Below are 14,452 nucleotides of genomic sequence, written 5' to 3' on the forward strand. Positions count from 1 at the left end.
GTACTACTTGCTCGTCAATGTTCGCTTTATGAAAAAATTTGCTAGATAGGCTATAATATGTCTAGTAGTAAGGAGCAGAAAGGAGTGTCCATGTTAATATTTCCCTTAATCAATGATTTATCTAGAAAAATTATTCATGTAGATATGGATGCTTTTTTTGCTGCCATTGAGGTCAGGGATAATCCTGCTTTGAAGGGCAAACCTGTTATCATTGGGGCTGACCCAAGACTATCTGGCGGTAGAGGAGTGGTGTCTACCTGTAGCTATGAGGCACGTGCCTTTGGCATTCACTCGGCCATGTCCTCAAAAGAGGCCTATGAGCGTTGTCCTCAGGCAATTTTCATTTCTGGCAATTATGAAAAATATCAGGAAGTTGGGCGACAGGTTCGAGAAATTTTCCATCGCTATACTGATTTGGTGGAACCCATGTCTATCGATGAGGCTTACTTGGATGTAACGGAAAATAAGTTGGGCATCAGCTCAGCGGTCAAAATCGCCAAACTCATCCAATACGACATATGGAATGAACTGCATTTGACAGCTTCTGCCGGTGTTTCCTATAATAAATTTTTGGCAAAAATTGCCTCTGATATGGAAAAACCGCACGGTTTGACCTTGATTCTACCTGAAGATGCTGTTGGTATTCTCGCCTCCCTGCCTGTTGAAAAATTTCACGGTGTGGGGAAGAAGACGGTGGAACGCCTGCATGAGATGGGGGTTTACACAGGGAAGGATTTACTAGACGTGCCAGAAATGGTCTTGATAGATCGCTTTGGGCGTTTTGGCTTCGACCTTTATCGGAAAGCGAGGGGGATTTCTAATTCGCCCGTTAAAGTGGACCGTGTTCGTAAGTCAATTGGAAAGGAAAGAACCTATCGCAAACTTCTTTATCGGGAGGAGGATGTCCTGAAAGAGCTAATCAGTCTCTGCCAACGGGTCGCAGCCAGTTTGAAACGAAATGGAAAAAAGGGGCGAACAATTGTTTTAAAGGTACGTTATGGTGACTTTTCTACCTTGACGAAACGTCATAGTCTAGAGGTGTATACGGACCAGACGGAAACGATTGAGAAAGAGGTTCGTCAACTAATTGAAGAAATTGGGAAGATTGAAAAAGGGATTCGTTTGCTGGGTGTGACCGTGACTAATTTTCAAACTTGAGTTCTGTTTCAGTCTATGATAGACTGAAACAAAGGAGAAGAGATGCAAATTTCAAGTAGATTTACCATTGCCAGTCATATTTTGGTCTTGCTGGCCTTGGAGGGAGACAAGGTAAAACAGACCAGCACCAGCATTGCAGGCAGTGTCGGGGTTAATCCTGTCATTATCCGAAATATTTTGTCTCAACTCAAGGAGGCTGGTCTGGTAGAAGTAGCGCGTGGTGTAGGTGGCGCACGTTTGGCCCAAGCACCAGATAAAATTTCCCTCCTTCATGTCTATCAGGCTGTGGAGTTATTTGGAGAAAAAGGTCAATTATTCGCTTTTCATGAGCAACCGAATCCTTCCTGCCAAGTAGGTCGCAATATTCATCCCCTGCTAGATAGCCGTTTGGAAAATGCTCAGTCGGCTTTGGAAAATGAACTTGCTAAGACAAGGCTTGCTGATCTCTTGGCGGAACTATAGACAATATGTAAAGACCCCCAGTTGAGAATTCGTGGATTTACCTGTACACTAGAATAAAAAAACAATCAACTTCTAACAGGAATTACCACACTCAATTGGAGGTCTTATATGTTTCATTTTACCACACTTTTCATCGGAATGGATGTTCACAAAGAAAGTTTTTCACTCTGCTATTATGATATGATGGCGAATCAATTCAAACATAGCACTAAAGTTGGTCCAAATGTTAGCTATATTGTGAACTATGTGAATGAGCTTCGTCGTTTATATGGTCAAGATGCAGAAGTGTTATGTGGCTACGAAGCCGGATGTCTTGGATTTACCCTATATCACCAGCTACAAGCTCACGGGATCCCCTGTATCGTGATGGCGCCTACAACGGTGATGAAGGAAGGATCTAAGCGTGTTAAGACTGATAAAAAAGATGCAGCTCAGCTCGCAAAAGCTCTGGCCTTTCGTAGCTATCGGCCTGTTCATATTCCTACTGTTGAGGATGAACAAGTCAAAGAATATATCCGCATGAGAACAGACCACAAAGTGGCTCTGAAGAAAATCAAACAACAAATTCTTGCCTTCTGTCTCCGACATGATTTTCGCTATACCGAGGGAAGCAGTAATTGGACACAGAAACATGTCCGCTGGCTCCGTTCCCTAAATCCTGATGGACTTTACGCAGAGATTTTGACAGAATATCTATTGACCTATGAGAAATTAGTAGATCAAATAGAACGGTATGATGCACGAATTGAGCAACTGGGTCAAAGCGACAGTTACCAAGAGAAGGTCTCACGGCTTTCTTGCTTTATTGGCATTAAAACACTAACTGCTCTTTCCATTGTGACAGAAATCGGTGATTTTAATCGCTTTGCGACAGCTCAACATTTTGCTTCTTATCTTGGGCTAACTCCTAGCGAAAATTCTAGCGGCGACAAGGAGAGAAGAGGTGCTATCACCAAAGCTGGGAATAGCCATGTGAGACGACTTCTGATAGAAGCTGCACAATCATTGGCTAAGGGGACGATTGGGTATAAATCCACGAATATCAGAGTGGCCAATGCCCGAAGCTAAGAACTAGGCTCTTTCTAGATACTTTTCATTTTTTTATCAGTTCGATTGTTTTTACTTGACAAAGGGCTTTACATATCAGTCGTTTTATTAGGTCAACGTAAGGAGAAACTTTGTTTCCTTATTTCCTACTTCAAACACTCCACTGGACTGTTGAAGTAGTCTGTAGAGTGTTGCCCTAGCACTAAAAGACTAGTTAGTGAATCATCCTTGTGATGATTTTTTTAATTTTCGAGTTGTAACGATTGATATTACAATCAAAATGATTTATACTTTCGTTGTAAATAAAATCATTACAACAAAACAAGTGAGGTAAACAATATGAAAATCGCCATTATTGCAGCAAACGGTCAAGCAGGTCAAGCCATTGCCAAAGAAGCAGTAGAACGTGGTCATCTGGTGACGGCCGTTGTCCGTTCTGAAAACAAGAGCGCAGCCCAGGAAGTGATCCAAAAAGATGCTTTTGCACTTAGCAAGGAAGACTTGGCGGGCTTTGATGTAGTAGTAAATGCTTTTGGTGCTTGGACACCAGAAACCTTGCCGGATCACGCTCGTCTTGCTGAGCATCTAGCGACCATCCTTGCTGGTAGTCCAACTCGTCTTTTAGTAGTTGGTGGTGCAGGCAGTCTTTATTTAGACGAGAGCCAGACAGCTATGCTGAAAGATACACCAGATTTCCCTACGGAATACCTGCCAATCGCTGAGGCTATGGGTGCTGGTCTAGACCTCTATCGTCAGGCGATAGCAGTTAACTGGACCTACATCAGCCCAGCAGCCGATTTTGATGCAGAAGGTCAAAAAGCAGGTGCCTACACTTTGGCTGGCGAGGTTTTCCAAGTCAATGCCCAAGGTGAAAGCTATATTAGTTATGCCGACTATGCTGTGGCTTTGGTTGACATTGCGGAAAAAGGTGGCTACCAGCAAGAACGAATTTCGGTTTTTGCATCATAAAATAGTAGAAAGATAGTTCCCATCGTGGAATTATCTTTTTTATTTTTTTGGTTTATATAGTATAATAATATGTACAAAACAAAAAAGGAGTTCCCTATGATTCACTTAATTTGTCCCAATCCAGCCCTAGACCGCACGCTTCTTGTGGAAAAGATTGAAAAGAATATTCCCCTGAGACCGACGGAAGTGAGGGATTATCCTGGTGGAAAAAGTTTCAACGTAGCCTATGCACTTCGAGAAAATGGAGTGACAGACTACACTATCCATACCATTTTAGGTGGGCAGATTGGTCGCTACATTCAGGACCTCAATGTCCAAAAGGGAAATCAATTGCAGGTCGTTGAAAATAATCAGAACACAAGAACCTGCAATATTTACGTAGAAACCAGCACAGGCGACGTCGTTCTTTTCTATGAAAAAGGCTTTGAACTGACAGAGGACCTACTTAATCAATTTACCCAGCAGATAGAAACTAGCCTAGAGGCTGGCGATATCCTAGTCTTTTCAGGCAGTCTCATGAAGGGCATGCCGGATGATTATATTCAGCGATTTATTGAAAAATATCCAGAGGTCTTGACCATTGTGGATACCAGTGGACCAGCCTTACAAGCTGCCTATCAAGCTCGCCCAGCCTTGATTAAAATCAATAATGAAGAGCTCAAGGACATCTATCCAGATCTGGATGAAGAAAGTCCAGCGGACATTTTGCGGATACTAAAAGAAGTAACGCCGCATGAGAATATCATTATTACCATGGGTGGAAAGGGAAGTTTGGCAAAGATTGGTCAGCGCTTCTTCCGTATCCAGTCGCCTAAGAAGGAAACGCGCAATCCCATTGCGGCAGGAGATTTCTACCTAGGCTTGCTAGTTAAGGGTATCAGCCAAGGACAAGACCCTGAGATTTTCTTGAAAGAGGCAGCAGCCTTTGCAACTGCTAACTGTCTTAACTACTTCCCAGAGGTTGAAGCAGAGCAGTTTGCAGAGATAGCGGGTAAAGTTGTTCTAGAGCAGGTTTAAAAATATTTCCTCAGTTCGTCTCATGGCCATCACTTTCCAATTGTTATGTTCTTCGGACCCAGTCATGTTTTTACGAAACGGCGTCCATAGATGGTAACCTTCTTGTTCTAAGTCCTTCTTGAGTTCACTGCTCAGGTAGCCTAAATCACCTAAGATAACCGATTGCTTACACCCCTCTAATAGCTCATAAACCACCTTGATATCATGGACAGAGGCTGGCGTGACAACAGACCTTCCAACAAGCGAAGGTGCTGTAGAAACAGCTAAAGGTACAGGTGTAACTGCAACATTGCCAGCTTTGGAAACTGTCAAAGGTGAAAGCGTTAAGGCAGCCGCTTTGCCAACAATTGACCCTGCAACAGTTAAAGCAACTGAAACAAAAGCAGCAGAGAAGAAAACAACTTCAACAGCATCAGAAAAACTTCCAGAAACTGGTGAAGTGATGACAGTTCTTTCGCTTGTAGGTGGTCTAGGTCTTCTTGGCTCAGCAGCCTTGCTCAAGAAAAGAAAATAATCTACATACAAAAAAGGACCTAAATGGTCCTTTTTGTTTCCCTTTATTTTCAGAAAAACAAGAAAGGTTTTGCGCCGATTTCCAAAAAATTACATAAAGAAAATGATAAAAAATACAATAAAAAACTTGACAAAAATATCGGGGGGGGGGGGGGTATAATAACTGTAATCATTGCATTTATAGGGTGATGGTTAGGATAAGAGCCACGGATAATGGTGAAACATTATCTCAGCTTTATTTCAAATGTAGATTATATATAAGGGAAGGTGACATTATGTCAACAAAGAAAACATATCTTTTGAGAAAAACCTCTATTGGTTTGGTATCATTGGCAGCTCTTGCGGTTGTAGGAACAACTGTATCAGCTAATGAGATTGGTGTAGCAACTGCACATGGTACAGGTGCTTATGCAGATCCAATCCCAACTTTCAATATCAATACAGGTGAATTGACAGCAAAAGGTAGCAGCGTATTGAACTCTGACTACAAACCAGCCTTGGATCCAAGTACGGTGGACATCACAAAACATGGCGAGGGTGTGACTGCGGAACTTCCAGAAGTAGCACTTGGTTTTGACAATGGTGAGCCATATGTTTATGCGCACGGTACAGGTGTGACTGCATCAGTAGAATTGTCAGCCTTGGATCCAAGTACTGTAGATATCACAAAACATGGTGAGGGCCTTACCGCACCAACATTAAATGAAGTAGCGGTTGCCTTGGATGAAAATGGTTTGTATTTTACAAACACACCAGTTGAGGCTCCAACAGCAGAAGCGATTCCAGAAGTGCAAGTAGGTGGTAAAGATGGAGAATTCTATCTTTATGCTAAGGGTGAAGGTGCGACAGTAGAGCTTCCAACAATTGACCCTGCAACACTTGGTGCTCCTATTGAAACAGCTAAGGGCGAGAGTGTAACAGCACCAGCTCTTCCAGTAGCTGAGTTGCCAGCTTTGGAAACAGCTAAAGGTGAAAGTGTAACAGCTGAAGAATTACCAACTGTAGAAGTTGCTAAAGATGAAGCAGGTGAGTATCTCTTCTCTAAAGGTGCTAGTGTAACAGCAGTAGAGCTTCCAACAATTGACCCTGCAACACTTGGTGCTCCTATTGAAACATCTAAGGGTGAGAGTGTAAAAGCTGAAGAATTGCCAACTGTAGAAGTTGTTAAAGAAGAAGCTAAGGCTCCTAAAGTAGAAGTGGTAGCAGCTACTCCAACAGCATCAGCAGCAGAGCTTCCAGAAACAGGTGAAGCATCTACAGCAGTTTATTTTGCTACGGCTCTAGGACTTCTTGGTGCAGCAGCAGTGCTTGCCAAAAAACAAGAAAACTAATCAATCATCAGTAACTAATCACACTTAAGGAGGGTTCCCCTCCTTATTTTTGTGCAGATAGAAGGGTTTGGGAAGGATGATGACACTCTTTGTTCCAAGTCTACCTTAGTTGGTAATACTTTTTGAAATTAAACATATCTGTAGTCAACTTACCTTGCTGAACTCAGGTCGACCCTAGGCTCTCATTGATTTTCATTGAGCATAACATAGCCGATTTCCTCACAAGTGCGCTACTCTTTGAAAGAACAGGTAGCTATTGTTGACTTGCTCTTTATTTCTATGGAGAGCGAAATGGAGAACAATAGAAAAAGACAAACACTGTAAGTAAGATGTTTGTCTTCTTCTCGGAAAGGGATGCACGAATATTCCTTTAAGTTTGTTAGAGAATAGGGGAATAAACCTTGTGGTTACTCGACCTTGTCCAAGGTTGCATATACCTGAGGTTCTTATACTAGATCGTACACGGATTCTACAGATGGGTTAAAAGGATTTCCCCACATAATGACCTTGTATTGTCCGTCCTCGAGGATAAAACCTGGTGCAATATGTCCGCCGAGGCCAGTTACTCCTGGAAGAAGGGCAGAACCTTCGCCATCAACTCCACGAATCAGGTAGTGGTTTAGAGCATATTCAACCAGATCTGTAACTCGAGCTGTGTAGGTCTGGATGAGCTGTTCTCCTTCCTCGTCTTCACTAAGTCGAAAATCTTCATAAGTAGTAAAGGTACCGTCTGCGCTGATAGTTACTTCAACATTGCGTGCTTGCTGGCTGCTTCCTTGCCATTTGCCGACTAGATTATCTGGAATAGTAGTAGCTGGCAAAGTTAGTAGTTGAGTGTGAGTTGTTTCGGTACTTAGGACACTTTCTTGGGCTTGAGAGTTCTGAGTTTCCTGGTTTTGTTGTTCTTGTTGACTATTCTCTGCTGATGAACTGGCTTCAGTTGTATTTTCTTGGGAACTAGCAGGCTGGGAGGCGCTAGTCTGATTGGTACTTGCTTGGGTCGTTTTACTAGTGACTGCTTCGGTCTGGCTTTTTTGCTGAACAAGCTGTCAATAGACAGGTTACAGGGAGCAACAATACTGAGTAGTTGAATATCTTTTTCATTTGTTCTCACCTCTACTTATAAACAGAGGTAAGAACAAATAAAAACAAGCTTGTCAACATAAAAATGTAATATTTGCAACATTTTTGTAATAAAAGAAATAGTTTTGTTACTTATTCTTGAAAAATTCCTCTATATCTGCCTCTTGGATGCCAATCATGGGGTCGATGGTTAGCAGGTTGTCCACAGTCAGAATATATTCTCTGGGTTGGGGACTTGTTTTTTCTGGCTGGTCTTGATCAAGAAGGGAGAGTTGTTGGTTGTTTTCTTTGACTACTTTAACCTGTTCTTTCCTGTCTGGCTGAGTAGGGGGCTGGGTTTGTGTGGTTGCCGCTGTTTTACTTTCGGCTTTTTCAGCCAAAGCTTCCTTGCTGTCCTGCTCTGCTATTTCCCCTTGGAAACGTGGGACCAGATAGGTTTTTCGGACGGTGCCGGCGTTTTTGACGGCGTAGTCGAAGGCGGAGATTTCGCCCAGGAGGATGAGCTTGCTCTTGGAACGGGTGATGGCGGTGTAGACCAGATTGCGCTGGAGCATGCGGTGGCTGGTGCGGGTGATGGGAAGGATAACGACCTGGAACTCGCTGCCTTGGGACTTGTGGATGGACATGGCATAGGCTAGGGTAATTTTGTACCATTCGTTACGGGGATAGGAGACCTCGCTGCCGTCAAAGTTGATGGTGATTTCATCCTGCTTGGAGTCCGTATATTTGGCCGGTAGGAGGTCGGTGATGTAGCCCAAGTCGCCATTGAAGACATTGGTCTCGGCATCGTTGACTAGGTGGATGATCCGGTCGCCTTGGCGGAAGGCTTGCTCATTATGGAGGAATTCTAGCTCTCCCTCTTCCAGTGGATTGAGCAGGGCCTGGGTCATGGTGTTGAGTTGGTCAATACCTGCAGCACCACGGTACATAGGCGCGAGGATCTGTACCTCGTTTGCTGGAATACCGGACTTAATAGCTGCGCCGATAATGCGCTCAATCAGGGCTGGAATTTGTTCGTTTTGCGCTTCAAAATAGGAGCGGTCTGCCTTTTTTTCGCGGAAATCGCTCGGCAGGGCACCTTGGCGAATCTGGCTGGCTAGGGTAACAATGGTCGAATCATCGGATTGACGATAGATACGTTCTAGAGTGATGCTGGGTAGCTTGTCAATTTTCAAGAGGTCAGCAAGGACCTGACCGGGACTGACAGATGGTAATTGCTCCGCATCGCCGACAATCAGAACTTGGGTTTGGGAGGAGATGTTCTGGAAGAGCTGGTTTGCCAACCAAGTATCTACCATAGAAAACTCATCCACGATGATAAAGTCGGCATCCAAATAATCATCACGGCAGGATTCTTCCTGTCCTTCTACCAGACCGAGGTGGCGGTGGATGGTGGCGGAAGGCAGACCTGTCAATTCATTCATCCGTCTGGCTGCTCGTCCAGTTGGAGCGGCTAGGAGGACAGGGCATTCCTCTCGGTTGCGAGTCAGGTCAATCTTATGCAAGATGGCATAGACCGCGATAATACCGTTGATAACCGTTGTTTTTCCAGTCCCTGGTCCGCCTGTCAGAATGAAAAGCGGATTGGTAATGGCTTGGACGATGGCTTCTTTTTGAATGTCATCGTAGGTCAGGGAAGACATAGTTTCCAGCTCTGCTATAGCAGCCTCAACGTCTGCGCGTGGGAAGGGGTTGAAACCATTTTTTCCCATCAGACGGATCAGGTTTTTATGGATACCATGTTCGGCAAAGTAGAGGCTGTTGTCAAAAATCTTTGTGCCTTCTTGCTGTACCTTGTCGTCTGCAATCAGTCCTGTCAACTCGTGGGCAACAGCAGCGGGGTCCAGTTCTGTATGGCGGGATTTTTCCAGCAGTTCAAGGGTTGCTTCCAGTAAGTCTCTGGCCTCCACATAGGTATCGCCTGTTTCCATGGAGCGATGGATGAGGCTAAATAGCATGCCTGCCCGAAAACGTTGGGGTGCATCACTGGCAATTCCCAGGTTTTCCGCAATCCTATCGGCAATGGTAAAGCCGAGCCCCTGGACATCTTCGACCAGTTGATAGGGATTTTCTTCAATAATTTGGAGTGTTTTTTCCTTATACTGGTCTTGGATTTGAAAGGCTAGTTTGTTTGGAATGCCGTACTCAGCTAGTTTTGCCAAGATCAACTCGGTTCCATAATTGAGGCGGAGTTTTTCGACAAATGCCTGCATGTTCTTGCTGGATAGGCCTGTGATTTGAGTTAGTTTTTCAGGTTCAGCTAAAATTTTGTCGATTGTATCCTCTCCATAGAGTTCAACAATTTTTTCAGCCGTTTTGCGTCCAATTCCCTTGAAATGCTCGCTGGAGAAATACTTGACCAGACCAGCTGAGGTAGGCTTGCTGCGTTCGTAACGCGAAATTTGCAGCTGCTGACCATACTTGGGATGGGTGACCAGATTGCCATAGAAACGATAGTCTTCTCCTTCAATGACATCGGCAATCGTTCCGGTCACAATAATTTCGTAGTCATCATAGTCTGCGTCTGTCTCCTCAATTTCAAGGAGAAGGATTTTATAAAAATTACTAGGATTTTCAAAAATAATCCGGTCAATGGTGCCGGTAAAATACACTTCGTTCATAGAGTTTATTTCCAATAATAATGAAAAAGAAGTTTGGAACGGATTGCTCCAAACTTGTTTGTGTTATACTCAATGAAAATCAAAAATAGCCTAGGAAACGAAGCTGATGATAGAACTCTGTTACTGTCTTGTTTCAAGGTAACAGGCTGAAAAGCTCCACCGGAGCTTTTCACTCATCAAGGCTCTTGACAACGGATAGTTTTGATTTTCGAAGAGTATTAATCAACAGTCCCAATACGGTTGAGAGGCCACATGCGAAAGACAACTTCTCCTTTGAGGTTTTCACGGGAAAATGTTCCTACACTACGACTATCTAGTGAGACAAGGCGGTCATCTCCCATCAGGTAGTATTGTCCTTCTGGGACTGTCACGGTAAAGTCTACGTAACCATTGGCATCTTGTGTGAAAGCTTCAGCAGATTGTGCCACAGCTTGGAATTGTTTGTTGTAAGAATAGACTTCTTGAAGTTTATCTTTCTGGAATGCAGCGAGATATTCATCTAAGTAAGGCTCGTCCACTTTTTGGTCGTTAACATAGAGGACATCGTTTTCGTAGCGAATGGTGTCACCTGGCATACCAATCACACGTTTGACAATCAGTTTTTCCTTGCCGTCGCTGTCTGTCTCACTGGCTACAACAATATCAAAGCGGTCGATAGAGGTTGTTTTTAGCATGATGAGTTTTTCTTGGTGTTGAAGCGTTGGGTCCATGGAATGGCCATCGACAGAGACAGGATTCCAGATAAAGTATCGACTGGCAAAAAAAGCTGCCATAAATAGTAAAAAGATGCCCCATTCAGCTAAGAAGGCGACTAGTGGTGAGCGTTTTGTTTTTTGGATTGCTCCCATATTTTTTCCTCATTTCAATAATTTTTGTGCTTTTTGCGTATTAGCAAAGTGAAGTTTTGCAGTCTCATTGAGACCAGCCATGCCATAGTTTTTTAAGATGCTTGCTGCGACTTGGTCGGATTTACTGCCTGCACCAGACGGCAGATTCATCCCAACTAGTTGACCAAGCTGGACAAGATTTTCTAAAAACATAGCTCTAGCAATAATAGAAGATACTGCCACAGCCAGATACCTGCCCTCAGCCTTTTCTTCTAGAGTGACGGGGTTGGCAAATTGGTTGGCTTCCTTCTTCAAGTACTTTTGATAATTTTGACTGGAAGTGAAGGCATCAATGACAATCTTCTCAGGCTGGACACCCTTTTGCAAGAGTAGGAAAATAGCCTGATTGTGCAGGGCGACCTTGACAGACACCGCATTGTAGCCTTGCTCGATGACTTCGTTGTATTTTTTCGGTGACAATAGCAGAGCTTGGTGGGGGATTTTCTCTTTTAAGAGAGGAGCGATTTGGCAGATTTTTTGGTCTGTCATTTTTTTGGAATCATCGACACCAAGCGACTTGAGAAAGGCATGGTCTTCTGGGCGGACAAAACTAGCAACGACTGCCAAACCTCCAAAATAAGACCCGTTTCCAACCTCATCGGTACCAATCATGGGCAGGTTTTGACCAGGTATGGTCGTCTGTCCAGAGCTTTCTGGCTCATAGCCCCAGAGCCCTGCTTCCTGCTCTGCCATTTCCCCCTGAAAAACGACTTTTCCAGAAGTGTAGATGGACAGGCTGGCACCGGTCAGTTTGAAAAATGCTTCTATGTAAGGATTTTTGCTGGTCTGCCGATAGCGGTCATAGTGAGCCATCATGGCTTGTTTTTGCTGAGCAGATACCTTTAGTACAACAGTGTTCATCTTCTTATTGTAACACAAATGCTAGTTAGAGTGTGCAGAAAAGGGTGGAATTTACTATAATGGTAGAAGAAAGTGAGGTAGACTATGGAAGTTCAAATGAAGTATAAATGGGCGACTCTGGGAACAGGTGTCATTGCCAACGAATTGGTTCAGGCCTTGCAGGCTATGGGAGGAAATCTTTATTCGGTAGCCAACCGTACCTATGACAAGGGTGTGGAATTTGCGCAAAAATATGGCATTGAGAAAGTTTATCGAGAAATCGATGAAGTGTTTGAGGATCCTGAAGTAGACATTATCTATATTTCTACGCCTCACAATACCCATATCCATTATTTGAGAAAGGCCTTGAAGGCTGGAAAGCATGTCCTCTGTGAAAAGTCTATTACGCTTAATTCAGAAGAATTAGCAGAAGCCATTCAACTGGCAGAAGAAAATCAGGTTATCCTGGCAGAAGCCATGACCATTTTCCACATGCCAATCTATCGTCAGTTGAGCGAAGTTGTTGCAAGTGGCAAGCTGGGAGATTTGAAGATGATTCAGATGAACTTTGGCAGCTACAAGGAATATGACATGACCAACCGCTTTTTCAATAAGAACTTGGCCGGCGGTGCCCTCTTGGATATTGGTGTCTACGCTCTGTCCTTTGTCCGTTGGTTTATGACTGAAAAGCCAAATCAGGTTTTATCTCAGGTTAAATTGGCTCCGACAGGTGTAGACGAGCAAGTAGGTATTTTGCTCAGTAATGATGCGGGTCAAATGGCGACCATCGCCCTGACCCTCCATGCCAAACAGCCAAAACGCGGAACGATTGCCTACGATAAAGGCTACATTGAGCTCTACGAGTATCCTCGTGGACAAAAGGCGGTTATTACCTATACTGAAGACGGTAGTCAAGAGGTCATCGAAGCGGGCGAGACAGCCAAGGCGCTATCTTATGAAGTGGCGGATATGGAAAAAGCTGTCGCAGGCATCGAAAACACCATGCACCTAGCCTACACCCAAGATGTCATGGATATCATGACCCAACCCCGTAAAGAATGGGGCTTGGTTTATCCTGAAGAAATGTAGGTTTTTGACTAATCCGAAAATAGAAATGAGAGTGAGTTAGTAGCCAATTGTTGGATTACTGCCTTACTCTTATTTTTTACTTATACTCTTCGAAAATCCAGACGTTGTTGACTTGATTTGGTGAACGTTAGTTCTATCTGGATCTGCGTTTCCGAGTCTGTTTTTGATGTTCATTGAGTATTATCTAATAATATGACAGTCAGATGACATTTATATTGATTGTGTGACAGAAAAGTCCTAAGATTACATAGTGGAGACAGTTTATTTAAAAGAACGGTTGAAGGCTTGTTTTTCAGATTTGATTTAGGTAAGATAGAACCATCTCAAAATAAAGAAGGAATAAGATTATGAAACGTAAGAGAACAAATAAACCACAACATATGCGTCGCAAGAGAAAAACACCTATCATGAAAAACAATAAGAAGATGTTATACACATCTTCATTGGCTCTTTCCCTATTTAGTACAGGGATGATTTCGACAAATGTTTTAGCCATCGAATGGGCTCCACGTACTGTTTCTGAAATTAGCCCAGAAATTGTACAAGAAGAAGGAAGGATGACCTATACTGTTCGGTATGGAGATACCCTATCTGCCATCGCCTCAGCTATGAATATTGATATGGACTTGCTGGCGAAAATAAATCAAATTGCAGATATCAACTTGATTTTCCCTGATACGGTACTGACGACGACTGTTGACCAAAACAATCAAGTGACTCAGGTTGAGATTGAAGCTCCTGTTCAGGGAAACACAAATGAGACCGTTCAGGCAACTGTTGACCTAACAACCAATCAAGTAACGGTTGAGGATACGGTTGTTCCGTTGGATCAAATTTCATCAGTTACCGACTTAGCGCCCGTAGAGGAGGTTGTAGAACAACCTGTGGTTGAGGCACCTGTAGAGGAAGTTGTAGAGCAGCCTGTAGTAGAAGCGCCTGTAGAGGAAGTTGTAGAACAGCCTGTAGTTGAAACTCCACAAGTGACAGCCCTATCAACCACTACAACAAGTACAAGTGCTTATGATGTCGGTTTGCAACCTCAGGTAGCAGCCTTCCGCGCAGAAGTGGCAAATGCCTTCGGTATTACTTCTTTCTCAGGTTACCGTCCTGGTGATTCTGGCGACCATGGTAAGGGATTGGCAATTGACTTTATGGTGCCACAAAGTTCAGCACTTGGGGATCAAGTGGCGGCTTATGCAGTTGCAAACTTAGCTTCTAAAAATATCAACTACATCATTTGGAAACAGCGCTTCTATGCGCCGTATGACAGTATCTATGGTCCAGCCTATACATGGAACCTGATGCCAGACCGTGGTAGCGTTACTGAAAACCACTACGATCATGTGCATGTATCTTTTAATTAGACTTACAAAAATAACCGTTTCAGCCTTATCTGAAACGGTTATTGCTTTATATGTAGTAATATAGTCGAATG

At 43.6% G+C, this 14,452-nt stretch carries 13 protein-coding genes and 1 pseudogene; 9 read left to right on the top strand and 5 right to left on the bottom strand.

The genetic code is table 11. The annotated features are described in order from the left end of the window. The first annotated feature begins 90 nt into the window (after positions 1–90). The 5 genes from dinB (at position 91) to K6969_RS01730 (ending at position 4,653) form a co-directional block, all read left to right on the top strand. Positions 91–1,158 carry a DNA polymerase IV gene (gene dinB / locus K6969_RS01710; RefSeq protein WP_171942950.1) on the top strand — a complete coding sequence of 356 codons (1,068 nt, stop codon included), beginning with the start codon at positions 91–93 and terminating at the stop codon, positions 1,156–1,158. Positions 1,159–1,200: 42 nt separating this feature from the next. Then, positions 1,201–1,620 (top strand): Rrf2 family transcriptional regulator, encoded by a 420-nt coding sequence (locus K6969_RS01715; protein ID WP_029173009.1) that lies wholly within the window; start codon positions 1,201–1,203, stop codon positions 1,618–1,620. 108 nt (positions 1,621–1,728) lie between these two features. Further along, a complete protein-coding gene (locus K6969_RS01720; RefSeq protein ID WP_321537445.1) occupies positions 1,729–2,688 on the top strand; it encodes an IS110 family transposase in 960 nt (319 codons plus the stop codon). 318 nt (positions 2,689–3,006) lie between these two features. Further along, on the top strand, positions 3,007–3,636 hold the full coding sequence (locus K6969_RS01725) for an NAD(P)-dependent oxidoreductase (protein WP_171943117.1): 630 nt from the start codon (positions 3,007–3,009) through the stop codon (positions 3,634–3,636). A gap of 96 nt (positions 3,637–3,732) precedes the next feature. After that, positions 3,733–4,653 carry a 1-phosphofructokinase family hexose kinase gene (locus tag K6969_RS01730; protein WP_029173011.1) on the top strand — a complete coding sequence of 307 codons (921 nt, stop codon included), beginning with the start codon at positions 3,733–3,735 and terminating at the stop codon, positions 4,651–4,653. A gap of 6 nt (positions 4,654–4,659) precedes the next feature. On the opposite strand, the pseudogene K6969_RS01735 reads toward K6969_RS01730, so the two are convergent. Beyond that, positions 4,660–4,881 (bottom strand): annotated as a pseudogene (locus K6969_RS01735) (transposase); the annotation flags it as partial. A 214-nt stretch (positions 4,882–5,095) separates the two neighbouring features. Here K6969_RS01735 and K6969_RS12335 point away from each other — a divergent pair. Both K6969_RS12335 and K6969_RS01745 read left to right on the top strand, forming a co-directional pair. Further along, the gene (locus tag K6969_RS12335) at positions 5,096–5,167 is read left to right on the top strand and encodes a hypothetical protein (protein WP_231640516.1); all 72 of its coding nucleotides are present in this window, start codon (positions 5,096–5,098) and stop codon (positions 5,165–5,167) included. A 274-nt stretch (positions 5,168–5,441) separates the two neighbouring features. Beyond that, positions 5,442–6,497: an LPXTG cell wall anchor domain-containing protein gene (locus tag K6969_RS01745; protein ID WP_171943118.1), complete on the top strand. Its 1,056-nt coding sequence runs from the start codon at positions 5,442–5,444 to the stop codon at positions 6,495–6,497. 446 nt (positions 6,498–6,943) lie between these two features. Here K6969_RS01745 and K6969_RS01750 read toward each other — a convergent pair whose 3' ends face one another. The 4 genes from K6969_RS01750 to rnhC form a co-directional block, all read right to left on the bottom strand. Further along, complete coding sequence (locus tag K6969_RS01750) at positions 6,944–7,318, bottom strand: hypothetical protein (RefSeq protein WP_237656693.1); 375 nt, start codon at positions 7,316–7,318, stop codon at positions 6,944–6,946. A gap of 390 nt (positions 7,319–7,708) precedes the next feature. Next, complete coding sequence (locus tag K6969_RS01755; protein ID WP_171943119.1) at positions 7,709–10,201, bottom strand: ATP-dependent RecD-like DNA helicase; 2,493 nt, start codon at positions 10,199–10,201, stop codon at positions 7,709–7,711. A 218-nt stretch (positions 10,202–10,419) separates the two neighbouring features. Further along, positions 10,420–11,049 carry a signal peptidase I gene (gene lepB, locus K6969_RS01760; protein ID WP_029173015.1) on the bottom strand — a complete coding sequence of 210 codons (630 nt, stop codon included), beginning with the start codon at positions 11,047–11,049 and terminating at the stop codon, positions 10,420–10,422. Positions 11,050–11,058: 9 nt separating this feature from the next. After that, positions 11,059–11,949, bottom strand: a complete 891-nt coding sequence (gene rnhC / locus K6969_RS01765) for a ribonuclease HIII (RefSeq protein ID WP_029173016.1) — start codon at positions 11,947–11,949, stop codon at positions 11,059–11,061. 84 nt (positions 11,950–12,033) lie between these two features. On the opposite strand from rnhC, the gene K6969_RS01770 reads away from it, so the two are divergent. Together K6969_RS01770 and K6969_RS01775 are read left to right on the top strand one after the other, a co-directional pair. After that, on the top strand, positions 12,034–13,017 hold the full coding sequence (locus tag K6969_RS01770) for a Gfo/Idh/MocA family protein (RefSeq protein WP_029173017.1): 984 nt from the start codon (positions 12,034–12,036) through the stop codon (positions 13,015–13,017). 347 nt (positions 13,018–13,364) lie between these two features. After that, positions 13,365–14,381: a LysM peptidoglycan-binding domain-containing protein gene (locus tag K6969_RS01775; RefSeq protein WP_171943120.1), complete on the top strand. Its 1,017-nt coding sequence runs from the start codon at positions 13,365–13,367 to the stop codon at positions 14,379–14,381. The last annotated feature ends 71 nt before the right edge of the window (positions 14,382–14,452 follow it).

Source organism: Streptococcus suis (genome assembly GCF_019856455.1).
Lineage (GTDB): Bacteria > Bacillota > Bacilli > Lactobacillales > Streptococcaceae > Streptococcus > Streptococcus suis_AE.